Genomic DNA, 14,531 nt, shown 5'->3' with positions numbered 1-14,531 from the left:
AGGAGTCGGCCAGACAGTCGCTGGTCCCGATCTTCGGGGCCGGAGGAAAGTCCGGGCTTCACAGGGCAGGGTGCCAGGTAATGCCTGGGGGGCGCGAGCCTACGGAAAGTGCCACAGAAAACAGACCGCCTGCGGCTGATCCAGTCGCCGGTAAGGGTGAAAAGGTGCGGTAAGAGCGCACCGCGTCGCGGGTAACCGTCGGCGGCACGGTAAACCCCACCCGAAGCAAGGCCGAATAGGGATGCCATAGCGTGGCCCGCGCTGCATCCGGGTAGGCTGCTCGAGGCGGCTGGTGACAGCCGTCCCAGACGAATGACTGTCCACGACAGAACCCGGCTTATCGGCCGACTCCTTTTTCTTCGATTCCACCCGGTCGCCGGAAGGCGGCGGCCGGGTGTGATCTCCGTCACGAATTCCGCTTCGCTGTATCTCCGTACAGTGCCCCTTCGCCGTGCCCGTGGGACCCGCTCAACGCCCTGATTTTCCGGGGCAAACCGGCTTGACAGCCTTGTGGTGAGGGTCTATTGTGGCGCTCAGTGGGAAATTGTGGGATTCAGTGGAGAGTCAGGACCAGCCATGTTCTTCGGCGAAACGGCAATCAACCTCGATTCCAAGGGCCGGATGGCGCTTCCGACGCGCTATCGCCCGGGCATCGAGGAGGTCTGCGCGAACCGGCTGGTGCTTACCTACTCGGCGTTCGACGCCGGCTGCCTCTGGCTGTATCCCGAACCCGAATGGGAGCGCGTCCGCGACCAGGTCATGGCCCTGACCACCTTCAATCCATCGCATCGCGGCCTGCAGCGCCGGCTGGTCGGCTCGGCCACGCCGCTGGAGCCCGATGCCAGTGCCCGGCTGTTGCTGCCGCAGACCCTGCGCCAGGTGACCGGGCTGGAGAAGAAGGCGGTGCTGATGGGTATGGGCGCGCGCTTCGAGATCTGGAACGACAACGTGCTGAACCAGCGGCGCGCGGAAGAAGAGCGTTCCATGCAGGAGCAGGCCTCGCCCGAAATGGCCCAGCTGGTGCTCTGAGTCGTGGCCCATGTTCCGGTATTGCTGGAGGCAGCGGTGGATGCGCTGAACGTGACCGAAGACGGCACCTACGTCGATGCGACCTTCGGGCGTGGCGGGCACAGCGCGCGGATCCTCGAGCGGCTGGGTCCCTCCGGTCGCCTGATCGCGATCGATCTCGATCCCGAAGCGCTGGCGGTGGGCCGGCAGCGCTTCGGCGACGATGCCCGGGTCCGCTTCGTCCAGGCCAGCTTCGGCGAACTCGGCGAGCGGGCCGATGAGCTCGGCCTGCGCGGCCGGGTCGACGGCCTGCTGATGGATCTCGGCGTGTCCTCGCCGCAGCTCGACGATCCGGCGCGCGGCTTCAGCTTCCGCGAGGACGGGCCGCTGGACATGCGCATGAACCCCGAGGCCGGGCCGTCCGCGGCCGACTGGCTGGCATCGGTCGACGAGGCCGAGCTGACCGAGGTGCTGTTCCGCTTCGGCGAAGAGCGGCATTCGCGTCGGATCGCCCAGGCCATCGTCCGGGCCCGTGCCGAGACGCCGATCACCGGCACGGTTCAGCTGGCCGGGATCATTCGCGCTGCAGTGCCGAAGGCGGCAGCGGCCCGCGACCGGATCGATCCGGCCACCCGAAGCTTCCAGGCCATCCGCATCGCGGTCAACGGCGAGCTCGACGCGATCGAACGGGCGCTGGACGCCGCGCTCGAGCTGCTGGCCGCCGGCGGGCGGCTGGCCGTGATCAGCTTCCATTCGCTCGAGGACCGGATCGTCAAGCGCTTCATCCGCGAGCACGCGCGGCCGCCGGCCGCCAGCCGCCGGAGGCCGGCCGCGCCGTTCTCGGCCCGACTGCGCGAGATCGGCAAGCTGGTCCGGCCCGATCAGGCCGAGCAGCAGGCCAACCCGCGCGCCCGCTCGGCCCGGATGCGCGTGGCCGAACGGCTTGCCACGCCGGCAGCCGGGGGTGCGGCATGAAGACCTGGATCGCGCTGATCGTCCTGCTGGCCGCCACCGTGGCGAGCGCGGTGGCGCTGGTCGGCGCGCGCCACGAAGCCCGCCAGCTGTTCATCCAGCTCGAGGCCGCCGCCCAACAGCACGATGCCGAACGCGTCGAGTGGTCGCGGCTGCAGCTGGAGCTGGCCTTCCTCGGCGAATCGAGCCGGATCGAGGCGCAGGCCCGGGAGTCGCTGGGCATGCGCCAGCCGCGGGACGTCGGACTGCTGGTGCGCAGCGATGGCTGAGGCGACGACCGCACGACCCACCGGCAGCCGGCTGCGCGTGGCGCTGCTGCTGGCGCTCATGGCGCTGTGTGCGCTGGGCCTTCTCGCCCGCGCGGTGAAGCTGCAGGTCATGGACACCGAGTTCCTGCAGGGCGAAGGCGAGGCCCGGTTCCTGCGCCAGGTCGAGACCCCGGCCATGCGCGGCTCGATCCTCGACCGCAGCGGTGCGCCGCTGGCCGTGTCGACGCCGGTCGAGTCGGTCTGGGCACACCCCGGCGAGTTGCTGCAGGCCGCCGATCGCATCCCGCTGCTGGCCGGCGTGCTCGGCGAGAACGCCGAGGCGATCGAGCGCCGACTGACCCAGCGCGCCGACCGCGAGTTCGTCTGGATCATCCGCCGGATCGCGCCCGACCTGGCCGAGCGGGTTCGCGAACTCGACATTCCCGGCGTGTTCCTGCAGCGCGAGTACCGGCGCTTCTATCCGACCTCCGATGTCAGCTCGCAGGTCGTCGGTTTCACCAACATCGACGAGGTCGGCCAGGAAGGCCTGGAGCTGGCCTACGACAGCTGGCTGATGGGCCGCAGCGGCGCCAAACGCGTCATCAAGGACCGCCTCGGCCGTGTCGTCGAGAACATCGAGCAGGTGCGCGAAGCGCGGCCCGGCCAGGACCTGACCCTGACCCTGGACCGCCGCCTGCAGTACCTGGCCTACCGCGAACTGACCCGCACCGTGTCCGAGCACCAGGCGCGTTCGGGTTCGGTGGTGGTGCTGGACGTGACCACCGGCGAGATCCTGGCGATGGTCAACGTGCCGTCGTTCAATCCGAACGCGCGCGACCTCGGTAACCCGGACGGTCGCCGCAATCGCGCCCTGACCGACGTGCTCGAGCCGGGTTCGGTGGTCAAGCCCTTCGTCGTCGCCGCCGCGATGGAGGCCGGCCTGGCCTACCCCGACCTGGTCGTCGACACCGCGCCGGGCACCATGCAGGTCTCCGGCCACACCATTCGCGACATCCGGAATTTCGGTGAACTGACCGTCACCGGCATCCTGACCAAGTCGTCGAACGTGGGCGTCGTCCAGCTGGCCCTGGGCATGGACTCGCGCCACTTGTGGAGCATGTATTCGCGACTGGGCTTCGGCCAGGTCACCGGCACCGGGTTCCCCGGTGAGTCGGCCGGCGTGCTGCGCGACCACGAGCGCTGGCGCAAGCTGGAGCAGGCCACGCTGTCCTACGGCTACGGCCTGTCGGTCACCCCGCTGCAGCTGGTCCGCGCCATTTCGGCGATCGCCGACGACGGCCGGCTGCGCCAGCCCAGTTTCGTGCTCGGCAGCGACAACCCGGTCCAGACCGTCATGGATCCGTCGCTGGCCGGCGAGCTTCAGGACATGCTCGAAACCGTCACGCTGCCGGGCGGCACCGGCACCCGCGCCGACGTGCCCGGCTACCGGGTCGCAGTCAAGACCGGCACGTCGCGCAAGGTCGGGGTCGGCGGCTACGGCGATCGCTACGTGGCCAGCATCGGCGGCTTCGCACCGGTCTCGCGACCGAGGCTGGCTGCGGTGGTCGTGATCCACGACCCCGGCGGCGACGAGTACTACGGCGGTGCCGTGGCCGGACCGTTGTTCGGTCGCGTGATGGCCGATGCGCTGCGTTTGATGAACGTGCCCCCGGACGATGTCGGCACCCTGATCGCCCGGCTCGGAGACCCGCAATGACCCGGCTGGCGACGCTCCTCAGCGGCTGGCCGGTATCCCCGGGGCTGCTGTCTCCGCTCGATGTCGGCGGGCTGACCCGGGACAGCCGCCGGGTTCGACCCGGCGATGCCTTCGTCGCGCTGCCGGGTGCGCAGGCGCATGGCCTGGAGTTCGCTGCCGAGGCGCTGGCCGCCGGGGCCGTGGTGGTCCTGCACGACGCCGCCGACGCGCCGCCGACCGAGCTGGCCGATCGCTGCGTGGCGATCGAGGGGCTCGGTGCGCGCACCGTCGATCTCGTTCGCCGGTTCCACGGCGATGCGCTCGCCGGGCTGGACCTGTTCGCCGTCACGGGCACCAACGGCAAGAGCTCGGTGGCCTGGCTGATGGCCCAGGCACTGGACGGTGCGATGATCGGCACACTGGGCATCGGCCGGCCGGGTGCGATGGTCGAGTCCAGCCACACCACGCCGGATCTGTTCGCGACCTGGGCCGCGCTGGCCGAGCTGGCTCGCCAGGGCGTTCGCCACGTGGCGCTGGAAGCCTCGTCGCATGCGCTGGACCAGGGTCGACTGGCCGGCCTGACCTTTACCGCGACCGCATTCACCAATCTCGGTCACGACCATCTCGATTACCACGGCAGCCGCGAGGCCTACGGCGCGGCCAAGGCGCGGTTGTTCCGGGATCACGCCAGCCGGCGCCAGTGGATCAATCTCGACGACGCCTTCGGTCGCGCGCTGGCCTCGAACCTGCGCGGCAACGACGGTCTGCGCACCTATGCGCTGGATCCGTCCCGAGGCGCCGATGTCACCGCCGAGATCCGGCGCGCCGATCTCGACGGCCTGGCCCTGACCCTGCACCTGCCCGACGGCCGGGTCGAGGCCGAGACGCCGCTGATCGGCCGGGTCAACGTGCTGAACCTGATGATCGTCGCCGGCGAGCTGGCCGAGCGCGGCGTCGACCGCGAAGCGATCGCCGCGAAGCTGGCGGCCCTGGTACCGGTGCCGGGCCGGATGAACCGGGTCGACGGCGCCGAGCGTCGGGTCGTGATCGACTACGCCCATACCCCGGATGCCCTGGAAAACGCGCTGGCCGCGCTGCGCCCGCTGACCCGGGGGCAGCTGATCTGCGTGTTCGGCTGCGGCGGCAACCGCGATCGCGCCAAGCGCCCGGAAATGGGCCGGATCGCCGAAGGCCTGGCCGACCGGGTGATCCTGACCGACGACAACCCGCGGCACGAAGACGGCCTGTCCATCGTCCGCGAGATCCAGGCCGGCATGCAGCGTCCGGACCGATCGCGGGTGATGCGCGATCGCGCCGAAGCGATCCGGCTGGCGATCCGCGAGGCCGGCCCCGACGACGTCGTGCTGGTGGCCGGCAAGGGTCACGAGCGCGAGCAGATCGTCGGCGACACGGCCCGGCCGTTTTCGGATTTCGATGCGGTGCGTGCCGCGCTGGAGGCCGCCGCATGATCCGCTTCGATCTCGCAACGGCGGCCCGGATCACCGGCGGGCGCGCGGTCGGTGAGGCCGCCACCTTCGAAGGCGTGGCGATCGATTCGCGCACCGTCCGGCCCGGCCAGCTGTTCTGCGCGCTGCCCGGCGAGCAGGTCGACGGCCACGCGTTCGTGTCGGCGGCCGCCCGGTCCGGCGCCGCGGCGGCGCTGGTGGCCCGCGAAGTCGAGGCTGCGCTGCCGCAGCTCGTCGTCGACGACGTCGCCGGCGCGCTCGGCCGGCTGGCCGCGGCCTGGCGCGAGTCGCTGGACGTGACGGTGGTCGGCATCACCGGCAGCAACGGCAAGACCACGGTCAAGAACCTGGTCGCCGGCGTGCTGGGCCGGGTCGGGCCGACGCTGGCCACCGAGGGCAACCTGAACAACGAACTGGGCGTGCCGCTGACGCTGGCGCGGCTGGACGACGCACACCGCTTCGCGGTGATCGAGATGGGCTGCGGTCAGCCCGGCGACATCGAGTACCTGGCCCGGCTGGCCCGGCCTACGGTCGGCATCGTGACCAACGCCGGGCCGGCCCACCTGGAGCGCCTGGGCAGCGTCGAGGGCGTGGCCCGCTGCAAGGGCGAGCTGTTCGAAACCGTCGGTGAGCTGCGCGGTGCGGCCGGCCACGTGATCGTCAACCGCGACGATCCGTTCTGTGCGGCCTGGATCGAGCGCGCCGGTAACGCGCGCGTCCTGAGCTTCGGCCGCGATGCGTCGGCCGACATCCAGCTGATCGAAGGCGACGGTGCGCCGCGGCTGGAGACGCCCGCCGGCACGATCGAACTGCACCTGGCGCTGCCCGGTGCGCACAACCGGGCCAATGCCGCGGCCGCCGCCGCCGCGGCGCTGGCGCTGGACGTGCCCACGGCCACCGTCGAGGCCGGTCTGGCCGCCGTCCACGGCGTGCCGGGCCGGCTCGACGTTCGCCACATGACCGGCGGCTGGACGTTGATCGACGACACCTACAACGCCAACCCGGCCTCGCTGTACGCGGCGCTGGCGGTGCTGGCCGAGCAGCCCGGCGAACGCTGGCTGGTGCTCGGCGACATGGCCGAGCTGGGCGAGGACAGCGAGAAACTGCATGCCGAGGTCGGTAGCGCGGCGGCCGAGTTCGGCGTGACCCGGCTGTATGCAACCGGCCCGAACGCGACCCGCGCGGCCGTGGCCTTCGGTGCGGGCGGCGCGGCCTTCGACTCGACCGGAACGCTGGCCGCGGCGCTGTCCGAGGCGGTTCACGACGGCGTGGTCTGCCTGGTCAAGGGCTCGCGCTCGGCCCACATGGAAGACGTGATCGCCCGGTTGATCGATCGGCAGGCGACCGGGGAGGGCGAGGCATGCTGATCTGGCTGCTCGAAGACCTGCTCGCGCTCGATGTCGCGCTGTTCGGCTTCATCACCTTCCGGACCATCATGGCCGCCCTGACCGCGCTGGCGGTGTCGCTGCTGGTCGGCCCGATCTACATCCGCTTCCTGATCTCGCGCAAACTCGGTCAGCCGATCCGCGCGGTCGGCCCGCAGACCCACTTCGACAAGCAGGGCACGCCGACCATGGGCGGCGCACTGATCCTGATTTCCATCGTGCTGGCCACGCTGCTGTGGGCGGACCTGGCCAACCGCTACGTCTGGACCGTACTGTTCACCACCACGGCCTTCGGCGCGATCGGCTTCGTCGACGACTGGCGCAAGCTCAAGTACAACGATTCGCGCGGCATCTCGGCGGCGGCGAAGTATGCGCTGCAGTCGGTCGCCGCGCTGGCCGCCGCCGTGTTCCTGTACCTCACCGCCGACGTGCCGGGCGCGACCGAGCTGTTGGTGCCGTTCTTCAAGGATGTCGCGGTGCCGCTGGGGCTGGGCTTCGTGGTCCTGACCTACTTCTGCATCGTCGGTTCGTCGAACGCGGTCAACCTGACCGATGGTCTGGACGGGCTGGCGATCGTGCCGGCGGTGATGGTCGCGATCGGCCTGGGCATCTTCGCTTATGCGGTCGGCAACACGATCTTCGCCGACTACCTCGGCTTCCCCTACATTCCGGGCGCCGGCGAGGTCGCGATCTTCTGCGCCGCGCTGGCCGGGGCAGGGCTTGGCTTCCTGTGGTTCAACACCTATCCGGCCCAGGTCTTCATGGGCGACATCGGCGCGCTGGCCGTCGGCGCCGCGCTCGGCGTGGTTGCCGTCATCGTCCGCCAGGAGCTGGTGTTCGTGCTGATGGCCGGCATCTTCGTCATCGAGACAGTGTCGGTCATTCTCCAGGTCGCTTCGTACAAGCTGACCGGCAAGCGGATCTTCCGCATGGCGCCGATCCATCACCACTTCGAGCTCAAGGGATGGCCGGAGCCGAAGGTCATCGTCCGGTTCTGGATCATCGCGGTGGTGCTGGTCCTGGTCGGCCTCGCCACGTTGAAGGTGCGCTGATGGCCGCGGTGCGCAGACAGGCCCGACGCCACGGTGAGCCGACCCGCTCGGGCGGCTTCGACCGACCGCTGGTGCTGGCGGCCCTGGCGCTGCTCGGCATCGGCGTGGTCATGGTCGCCTCGACCTCGGTGGCGGTGGCCGAGAAGTACTCGGTCGGTGAGTGGCATTTCCTGAGCCGGCACGTGATCTTCGTGCTGCTCGGCCTCGGCCTGGCCGCCGGCTTCCAGTGGATCGACACCCGCTGGCTGGAAACGACCGGCCGCTGGTGCCTGGTCGCTTCGTTGTTCCTGCTGGCGCTGGTCTTCGTTCCGGGCCTCGGCGTGACGGTCAACGGCGCCCAGCGCTGGATCAACCTCGGCATCACCCGGTTCCAGGCGGTCGAGGCGGTCAAGCTGCTGATCATCCTCTACGTCGCCGGCTACCTGGCCCAGCGCCCGATGCTGTCGACCGCCGGCTTCGCCGAAACGCTCAAGCCGCTGCTGGTCGGTGCGCTGCTGGCCGCGGTGCTGCTGCAGCAGCCGGACATGGGTTCGGCGATGGTCATCCTGGCGATCATCGGTGGCATGGTCTGGCTGGCCGGCGCGGCGTGGAAGTACCTGACCCTGCTCGGCCTGAGCGCGCTGCCGCTGGTCACCTTCGCGGCGCTGGAACCGTACCGCTTCCGCCGCATCGCGATTCTCGGCGACCCGTTCTCCGATCCCTACAACGCCGGCTTCCAGCTGGTCCAGGCGCTGATCGCGGTCGGCCGCGGCCAGGTCACCGGGGTGGGGCTGGGTTCCAGCGTGCAGAAGCTGTTCTACCTGCCCGAAGCGCACACCGATTTCATCTTCGCCATCCTGGCCGAGGAACTGGGCCTGATCGGCATCCTGGCCGTCCTGGCGCTGTTCGGCGTGCTGGTGTTCCGGATCTTCCGGATCGGCCTGAAGGCACAGCGCGCCGAGCGGCCGTTTCCCGCCTTCGTCGCGTTCGGCGTCGGCCTGTGGCTGGGCCTGCAGGCGCTGGTCAGCATCGGCGTCAACCTCGGCGTGCTGCCGACCAAGGGTCTGACTCTGCCGCTGGTCTCGGCCGGTGGCTCGAGCCTGATGATGACGCTGGCCGCCCTGGGCCTGGTGCTTCGGATCGGCTGGGAGCTCGATCGTGCCGAACTCGCCCGACCCCGTCGGCGCAAGGAGTGGGCGGCATGATCCCCGGCCTCCCGAACGCCGCGACCCGGAGCGCCCTTGCAGACTTCGGCATGCTTGCGCAGTCCGCACAGCCGGTGCCGCGCGTGACCATTCTGGCCGGGGGCACCGGTGGACACATCGTGCCCGGCCTGGCGGTGGCTGCCGAGCTGCGCGCTGCCGATGTCGAGGTGCGCTGGTTGGGCACGCCGCATGGCCTGGAGAACCGGCTGGTTCCCGCTGCCGGCATCGAGCTCGACCGGGTCGCGATCACCGGCCTGCGCGGCCGCGGCCTGACGGGCTGGCTGGCGGCCCCGTTCCGGGTGCTGCGGGCGCTGCTCCAGGCACGCCGGATCCTCAAGCAGCACCGGCCCGACTGCGCGCTGAGCATGGGCGGCTATGCGGCGGGCCCGGCCGGGGTAGCGGCGCGCACGCTGCGCATCCCGCTGGTGCTGCACGAACAGAACAGCGTGGCCGGGCTGACCAACCGGCTGCTGGCTCCGCTGTCGCGGATCCGCTGTACGGGATTTCCCGATACCTTGAAAGACGCCCGCGTGACCGGCAACCCGGTCCGTGCGGAGATTTCTCGCCTGCCCGCCCCGGCCGACCGATTCGGCGATCGCAGCGGCCCGCTGCGTCTGCTGGTGATCGGCGGCAGCCAGGGAGCGGCCGTTTTCAACCAGGTGGTGCCCGAGGCCCTGGCCCGGCTGCCGTCACATGAACGCCCCGTGATCCGGCATCAGGCCGGTCGACAACTGCAACCGGCAGAGAACAACTACGCCAAGGCCGGTGTCGATGCGGAGGTCGTCGAGTTCATCGACGACATGGCGGCAGCCTGGGCCTGGGCCGATTTTGCGATCTGCCGATCGGGTGCGCTGACCGTGGCCGAGCTGGCCGCGGCCGGCGTGCCGGCGATCCTGGTCCCGTTCCCGGCCGCGGTCGACGACCACCAGACCGGCAACGCGCGCTACCTGGCCGACGCCGATGCGGCCTGGCTGATGCCGCAGAGGGACTTCACGCCCGAGGCGCTGGCCGAGCGGATCGCCGAGCTCGACCGCAGCCGGCTGCTGCCGATGGCCGAGCGGGCCCGCGAGCGGGCACATTTCGACGCCGCCGCACAGGTCGCGGCGGCCTGTCGGGAGGTGATGGCATGACGCCCGATCCACGCCCGGCACCGACCCTGATGCACCGCGTCCGCCGGATCCACTTCGTCGGCATCGGCGGCGCCGGCATGAGCGGCATCGCCGAGGTGCTGGCGGATCTGGGTTTCGAGGTCAGCGGCAGCGACCTGCGCGACTCGAGCACCGTCCGCGCGCTGGGCGAGGCCGGCATCCGGGTCGCGATCGGCCACGACCCGGCGGCGGTGGCCGGCGCCGACGTGGTCGTCAGTTCGACCGCCGTGCCGGACGACAACCCCGAACTCGAGGCCGCCCGCGCGGCGCGCATTCCGGTCGTTCCGCGCGCCGAGATGCTCGGCGAACTGATGCGGTTCCGCCAGGGCATCGCCGTGGCCGGTACCCACGGCAAGACCACCACCACTTCGCTGATCGCCAGCCTGCTGGCAGCCGCCGACATGGACCCGACCTTCGTCATCGGCGGCCTGGTCAACGCCTTCGGTTCGAACGCCCGGCTCGGGCAGGGCCGTTACCTGGTCGCAGAGGCCGACGAGTCCGACGCCTCGTTCCTGCTGCTGCAGCCGGTGATCTCGGTCGTGACCAACATCGATCGCGACCACCTCGACGCCTACCAGGGCAGTTTCGACCGCCTGCAGCAGGCTTTTCTCGAATTCCTGCATCACCTGCCGTTCTTCGGCGTGGCGGTGCTGTGCATCGACGATCCGCACGTGGCCGAACTGGTGCCCGAGGTCGGTCGCACCACGCTGACCTACGGCAGCCACCCGGACGCCGACGTGCGCGCCACCGACATCCGCCAGGCCGGGCGGACCATGGCCTTCGATCTGTGGCTGCCCGGTCGCGACGAACCGCTGCCCGCGCGGCTGGCCCAGCCGGGCCGGCATAACGTGCTCAACGCGCTGGGCGCCGCGGCGGTGGCCTGGGAAGTCGGCGCCGGCCCGCAGGCGATCGGCCGCGGCCTCGAAGGTTTCGCCGGCATCGGCCGGCGCTTCGCCGAACTCGGTGAGCACGCGTTCCCGCACGGTCGCGCGGCGCTATTCGAGGACTACGGCCACCACCCCACCGAGCTCGACGTGGTGCTCCAGGCGGCCCGGGCCGGCTGGCCGGAGCGACGTATCGTGCTGGTGTTCCAGCCACACCGCTTCACCCGCACCCGGGACCAGTTCGATGCTTTCGCCCGGGTGCTGGCCGCGGTCGACGATGTCGTGCTGACCGACATCTATGCCGCCGGGGAAGCCCCGGTGGCCGGCATCTCGTCGGACACGCTGGCCAGCGCCGTCGAAGCGCGCGGTCCGGCCCGCGTGACCCGCGTGGCTGGCGTCGACGACGTGCCGGACGCACTCAACGAGCGGGTCCGCGACGGCGACCTGGTGCTGATCATGGGGGCTGGGGACATCGGCCGGCTGCCCGAACTCCTGAAGGAGGCCGCGGTATGAGCGCCTTCAACGCACAGCGCTTCGGACGCGTCGGGCTGGCGCTGGGTGGCGACAGCGCCGAGCGCGCGGTCTCGCTGAGGAGCGGTCGCGCCGTGGCCGAGGCGCTGGCCCGGCTGGGCGTCGAATTCGTCGAACTCGACGGAGTGCGCGCAACCGTCGAGGCCGCGGCCGCCGGTCGCATCGACCGCGTGTTCAACGTGCTGCACGGCCGGGGCGGCGAAGACGGCTGCCTGCAGGGCGCGCTGGCGGCCTACGGCATTCCGCTGACCGGCTCGGGCCTGCTGGCCTCGGCGCTGTCGATGGACAAGCTGCAGACCAAGCGCATCTGGCGGGCCTGCGGCCTGCCGACGCCCGACTGGCAGGTGGCCGAATCGGACCGAGACGCCGCGCGGATCGCCGCGACGCTGCAACCGCCGCTGTTCGTCAAGCCGGCCCGCGAGGGCTCCAGCGTCGGGATGGGCCGGGTCGACGCCCCCGAACAGCTCGAAGCGGCGTTGGCCAATGCGCTGAAGCACGACCAGCGGGCGCTGGTCGAGCGACTGGTCGACGGTCCGGAGTACACCGCCAGCCTGCTGCACGACGACGTGCTGCCGCTGATCCGGATCGAAACACCCCGCGATTTCTACGACTACGACGCCAAGTACGCCAGCAACGACACGCAGTACCACTGCCCCTGCGGCCTGGCCGCCGACGAGGAAGCCGCGCTGGCGGCGCTGGCCCGCGAGGCCTTCCGGGTGCTCGGTTGCAGCGGCTGGGGGCGGGTCGACTTCCTGCTCGACCGCGACGGCCGGCCGTGGCTGCTCGAAGCCAACACGGTGCCGGGCATGACCGATCATTCGCTGGTGCCGATGGCCGCGCAGGCCGCGGGCCTGGACTTCGACGCGCTGGTCGGCCGCATTCTCGAGACCGCCGTCGGCGGGGAGGCTGCGCGATGAACCGGGGATTGTGGATGCTGATGACGCCGGCGGCGCTGGCCGTGCTGGCCGCCGCGGTCTGGTTGTTCGGCGGCTGGCAGGACCCGGACCGCTGGCCGATCCGCTGGCTGGACGTCGAGGGCCAGCTCGAGCGCACCACCGCAGCGCAGGTCCGCGCCGCGGTCGCCGCCGAGGCCCGGCGCGGGTTCTTCGTGATCAACGTCGAGCGCGCCCGGCGGTCGGTCGAGGACCTGCCGTGGGTGGCCGCCGCGTCGGTCAGCCGCGAGTGGCCCGATGCGCTGACCGTCGAGGTCCGTGAACACCAGCCGGTGGCGCGCTGGAACGACCGTGCGCTGGTCAGCCGCGAAGGCGAAGTGTTCGACGTCGCTGGCACCTCGGGCATGCAGGGCCTGGTCCAGCTGCGCGGTCCGGACGCCCGGCGCGCCGAGGTGTTCGACACCTGGCAGGCGCTGGACCGGCGGATGCGCAGTTTCGGCGTCGAGATCGCGCGGGTCGAGCTGAACCCGCGCGGTGCCTGGATGCTGGTGCTCGACACCGGCTGGGAGCTGCTGCTCGGGCGCGAGCAGCTCGAGTCGCGGGTCGATCGGTTCCTGGCCGTCCAGGACCGCCTGGCGGAGGTGCCCGGCGTGCGCCGCGTCGACCTGCGCTATCCGAACGGGCTGGCGCTGAGCCGGTCGGCACCTCCCATCAACGAATTGGCCGCGCGCGACGAGTCCGTTCGTCGGCCCGATCCGCACAGGGACGGAGATCATGGCTAGGAAAACCGACAAGTCGCTGGTCGTCGGACTGGATATCGGCACCAGCAAGATCGTCGCCATCGTCGGCGAGATCCAGCCCGACGGCGGCGTGGAAGTGATCGGCCTGGGCTCGCACGCCTCGCGCGGGCTCAAGCGCGGAATGGTCGTCGACATCGAGTCGACCGAGCAGTCGATCCAGCGTGCGGTCGAAGAGGCCGAACTGATGGCCGACTGCGAGATCCACTCGGTGTTCGCCGGCATCGCCGGCACCCACGTGTCGTCGCGCCAGTCGCACGGTGCGGTGGCCATCCGCGATGCCGAAGTGACCGATTCCGATGTCGAGCGCGTGCTCGAGTCGGCCCGGGCGGTGGCCATTCCGGCCGACCAGCGCATCCTGCACGTGCTGCCCAAGGGCTACGTCATCGATTCCACCGACGGCATCCGCCAGCCGGTCGGCATGTCCGGCGTGCGGCTGGAGGTCCAGGTCCATCTGGTCACTGCGGCCAACAGCGCGGTCCAGAACGTCACCAAGTGCGTTGCGCGCTGCGGGCTGCAGGTCGACGACCTGATCCTGCACTCGCTGGCCTCGGCCGAATCGGTGCTCAGCGAGGACGAGAAGGAGCTGGGCATCGGCCTGATCGACATCGGCGCCGGCACCACCGACATCGCGGTGTTCGCCGAGGGCGCGATCCAGCACACCGCCTGCATCCCGATCGCCGGCGACCTGGTGACCAGCGACATCGCCGTGGCGCTGCGCACGCCGACGCTGCACGCCGAGGAAATCAAGATCAAGTACGCCTGCGCGCTCGAGCAGCTGGCCGCCAGCGACGAGACGCTGCAGGTGCCGTCGGTCGGCGATCGACCGCCGCGCCGGCTCGAGCGCCAGACCCTGGCCCAGGTGGTCGAGGCGCGCTACCGCGAACTGTTCCATCACGTTCAGAAGCAGCTGCGCCAGTCCGGTTGCGAGAACCTGATTCCGGCCGGCCTGGTCCTGACCGGCGGCGGCGCGCGGATGGAAGGCGTCGTCGAACTGGCCGAGGAAATCATGCACATGCCGGTGCGCCTCGGCGCGCCGCAGCACGTCCGCGGCCTGTCCGAGGTCGTCGACAACCCGATTCACGCCACCGGCGTCGGCCTGCTGCTCCGAGGCAGCAAGCTCGATCGCCCGCGGCACGGCGGCCTGGGGCGAAGCAGCTCCGGCGGCATGGTGTCGCGGCTCAAGCAGTGGTTCCAGGGGGAATTCTGAGCATGCATCCCCTTGCATCTCATTCAAGCATGCGGTTCCAGCCGGATGCGGCGCAGA

Annotated in this window: 13 protein-coding genes and 1 other RNA gene; all 14 read left to right on the top strand. The window is 70.7% G+C overall.

Annotation, left to right across the window (positions count from 1 at the left end):
- The first annotated feature begins 1 nt into the window (after nucleotide 1).
- Nucleotides 2–356: RNase P RNA component class A (gene rnpB, locus HFP89_RS04075), an RNA gene on the top strand.
- 220 nt (nucleotides 357–576) lie between these two features.
- Entirely contained in the window at nucleotides 577–1,029 is a 453-nt protein-coding gene (mraZ, locus tag HFP89_RS04070) for a division/cell wall cluster transcriptional repressor MraZ (protein WP_168716356.1), read from the top strand.
- Nucleotides 1,030–1,032: 3 nt separating this feature from the next.
- The gene (gene rsmH / locus HFP89_RS04065; RefSeq protein WP_168716355.1) at nucleotides 1,033–1,983 is read left to right on the top strand and encodes a 16S rRNA (cytosine(1402)-N(4))-methyltransferase RsmH; all 951 of its coding nucleotides are present in this window, start codon (nucleotides 1,033–1,035) and stop codon (nucleotides 1,981–1,983) included.
- Nucleotides 1,980–2,249: a cell division protein FtsL gene (ftsL, locus tag HFP89_RS04060; protein WP_168716354.1), complete on the top strand. Its 270-nt coding sequence runs from the start codon at nucleotides 1,980–1,982 to the stop codon at nucleotides 2,247–2,249. Before rsmH ends, ftsL begins: the two co-directional genes overlap by 4 nt.
- Entirely contained in the window at nucleotides 2,242–3,945 is a 1,704-nt protein-coding gene (locus HFP89_RS04055) for a penicillin-binding transpeptidase domain-containing protein (protein WP_168716353.1), read from the top strand. Before ftsL ends, HFP89_RS04055 begins: the two co-directional genes overlap by 8 nt.
- Nucleotides 3,942–5,393 (top strand): UDP-N-acetylmuramoyl-L-alanyl-D-glutamate--2,6-diaminopimelate ligase, encoded by a 1,452-nt coding sequence (locus HFP89_RS04050; RefSeq protein WP_168716352.1) that lies wholly within the window; start codon nucleotides 3,942–3,944, stop codon nucleotides 5,391–5,393. Before HFP89_RS04055 ends, HFP89_RS04050 begins: the two co-directional genes overlap by 4 nt.
- Entirely contained in the window at nucleotides 5,390–6,757 is a 1,368-nt protein-coding gene (gene murF, locus HFP89_RS04045) for a UDP-N-acetylmuramoyl-tripeptide--D-alanyl-D-alanine ligase (RefSeq protein ID WP_168716351.1), read from the top strand. The genes HFP89_RS04050 and murF overlap by 4 nt, the downstream gene beginning before the upstream one ends.
- The gene (gene mraY / locus HFP89_RS04040) at nucleotides 6,751–7,827 is read left to right on the top strand and encodes a phospho-N-acetylmuramoyl-pentapeptide-transferase (RefSeq protein WP_168716350.1); all 1,077 of its coding nucleotides are present in this window, start codon (nucleotides 6,751–6,753) and stop codon (nucleotides 7,825–7,827) included. Before murF ends, mraY begins: the two co-directional genes overlap by 7 nt.
- On the top strand, nucleotides 7,827–9,011 hold the full coding sequence (gene ftsW, locus HFP89_RS04035; protein ID WP_168716349.1) for a putative lipid II flippase FtsW: 1,185 nt from the start codon (nucleotides 7,827–7,829) through the stop codon (nucleotides 9,009–9,011). The genes mraY and ftsW overlap by 1 nt, the downstream gene beginning before the upstream one ends.
- Nucleotides 9,008–10,141: an undecaprenyldiphospho-muramoylpentapeptide beta-N-acetylglucosaminyltransferase gene (gene murG, locus HFP89_RS04030; RefSeq protein WP_346775185.1), complete on the top strand. Its 1,134-nt coding sequence runs from the start codon at nucleotides 9,008–9,010 to the stop codon at nucleotides 10,139–10,141. The genes ftsW and murG overlap by 4 nt, the downstream gene beginning before the upstream one ends.
- Nucleotides 10,138–11,556 (top strand): UDP-N-acetylmuramate--L-alanine ligase, encoded by a 1,419-nt coding sequence (murC, locus tag HFP89_RS04025; RefSeq protein ID WP_240955927.1) that lies wholly within the window; start codon nucleotides 10,138–10,140, stop codon nucleotides 11,554–11,556. Before murG ends, murC begins: the two co-directional genes overlap by 4 nt.
- Nucleotides 11,553–12,491: a D-alanine--D-alanine ligase gene (locus HFP89_RS04020; RefSeq protein ID WP_168716348.1), complete on the top strand. Its 939-nt coding sequence runs from the start codon at nucleotides 11,553–11,555 to the stop codon at nucleotides 12,489–12,491. The genes murC and HFP89_RS04020 overlap by 4 nt, the downstream gene beginning before the upstream one ends.
- Nucleotides 12,488–13,249, top strand: a complete 762-nt coding sequence (locus HFP89_RS04015) for a cell division protein FtsQ/DivIB (protein WP_168716347.1) — start codon at nucleotides 12,488–12,490, stop codon at nucleotides 13,247–13,249. Before HFP89_RS04020 ends, HFP89_RS04015 begins: the two co-directional genes overlap by 4 nt.
- Nucleotides 13,239–14,474, top strand: coding sequence for a cell division protein FtsA (gene ftsA / locus HFP89_RS04010; protein ID WP_346775186.1), 1,236 nt, complete (start codon nucleotides 13,239–13,241; stop codon nucleotides 14,472–14,474). The genes HFP89_RS04015 and ftsA overlap by 11 nt, the downstream gene beginning before the upstream one ends.
- Nucleotides 14,475–14,531 lie beyond the last annotated feature (57 nt).

Origin of the sequence: Wenzhouxiangella sp. XN79A, from assembly GCF_012272825.1 — a bacterium.
In the GTDB taxonomy this organism is placed as follows: domain Bacteria; phylum Pseudomonadota; class Gammaproteobacteria; order Xanthomonadales; family Wenzhouxiangellaceae.
The sequence above is the reverse complement of the archived record's forward strand: the minus strand, read 5'-3'. Positions and strand labels throughout refer to the sequence as shown.

Excerpts from the sequence above, each read along its gene's own strand:
- mraY (WP_168716350.1), top strand. The coding sequence starts at position 6,751 with ATGCTGATCTGGCTGCTCGAAGACCTGCTCGCGCTCGATGTCGCGCTG.
- ftsL (WP_168716354.1), top strand. The coding sequence starts at position 1,980 with ATGAAGACCTGGATCGCGCTGATCGTCCTGCTGGCCGCCACCGTGGCG.
- mraZ (WP_168716356.1), top strand. The coding sequence starts at position 577 with ATGTTCTTCGGCGAAACGGCAATCAACCTCGATTCCAAGGGCCGGATG.
- HFP89_RS04050 (WP_168716352.1), top strand. The coding sequence starts at position 3,942 with ATGACCCGGCTGGCGACGCTCCTCAGCGGCTGGCCGGTATCCCCGGGG.
- HFP89_RS04020 (WP_168716348.1), top strand. The coding sequence starts at position 11,553 with ATGAGCGCCTTCAACGCACAGCGCTTCGGACGCGTCGGGCTGGCGCTG.
- murF (WP_168716351.1), top strand. The coding sequence starts at position 5,390 with ATGATCCGCTTCGATCTCGCAACGGCGGCCCGGATCACCGGCGGGCGC.
- HFP89_RS04015 (WP_168716347.1), top strand. The coding sequence starts at position 12,488 with ATGAACCGGGGATTGTGGATGCTGATGACGCCGGCGGCGCTGGCCGTG.
- murG (WP_346775185.1), top strand. The coding sequence starts at position 9,008 with ATGATCCCCGGCCTCCCGAACGCCGCGACCCGGAGCGCCCTTGCAGAC.
- murC (WP_240955927.1), top strand. The coding sequence starts at position 10,138 with ATGACGCCCGATCCACGCCCGGCACCGACCCTGATGCACCGCGTCCGC.
- HFP89_RS04055 (WP_168716353.1), top strand. The coding sequence starts at position 2,242 with ATGGCTGAGGCGACGACCGCACGACCCACCGGCAGCCGGCTGCGCGTG.
- ftsW (WP_168716349.1), top strand. The coding sequence starts at position 7,827 with ATGGCCGCGGTGCGCAGACAGGCCCGACGCCACGGTGAGCCGACCCGC.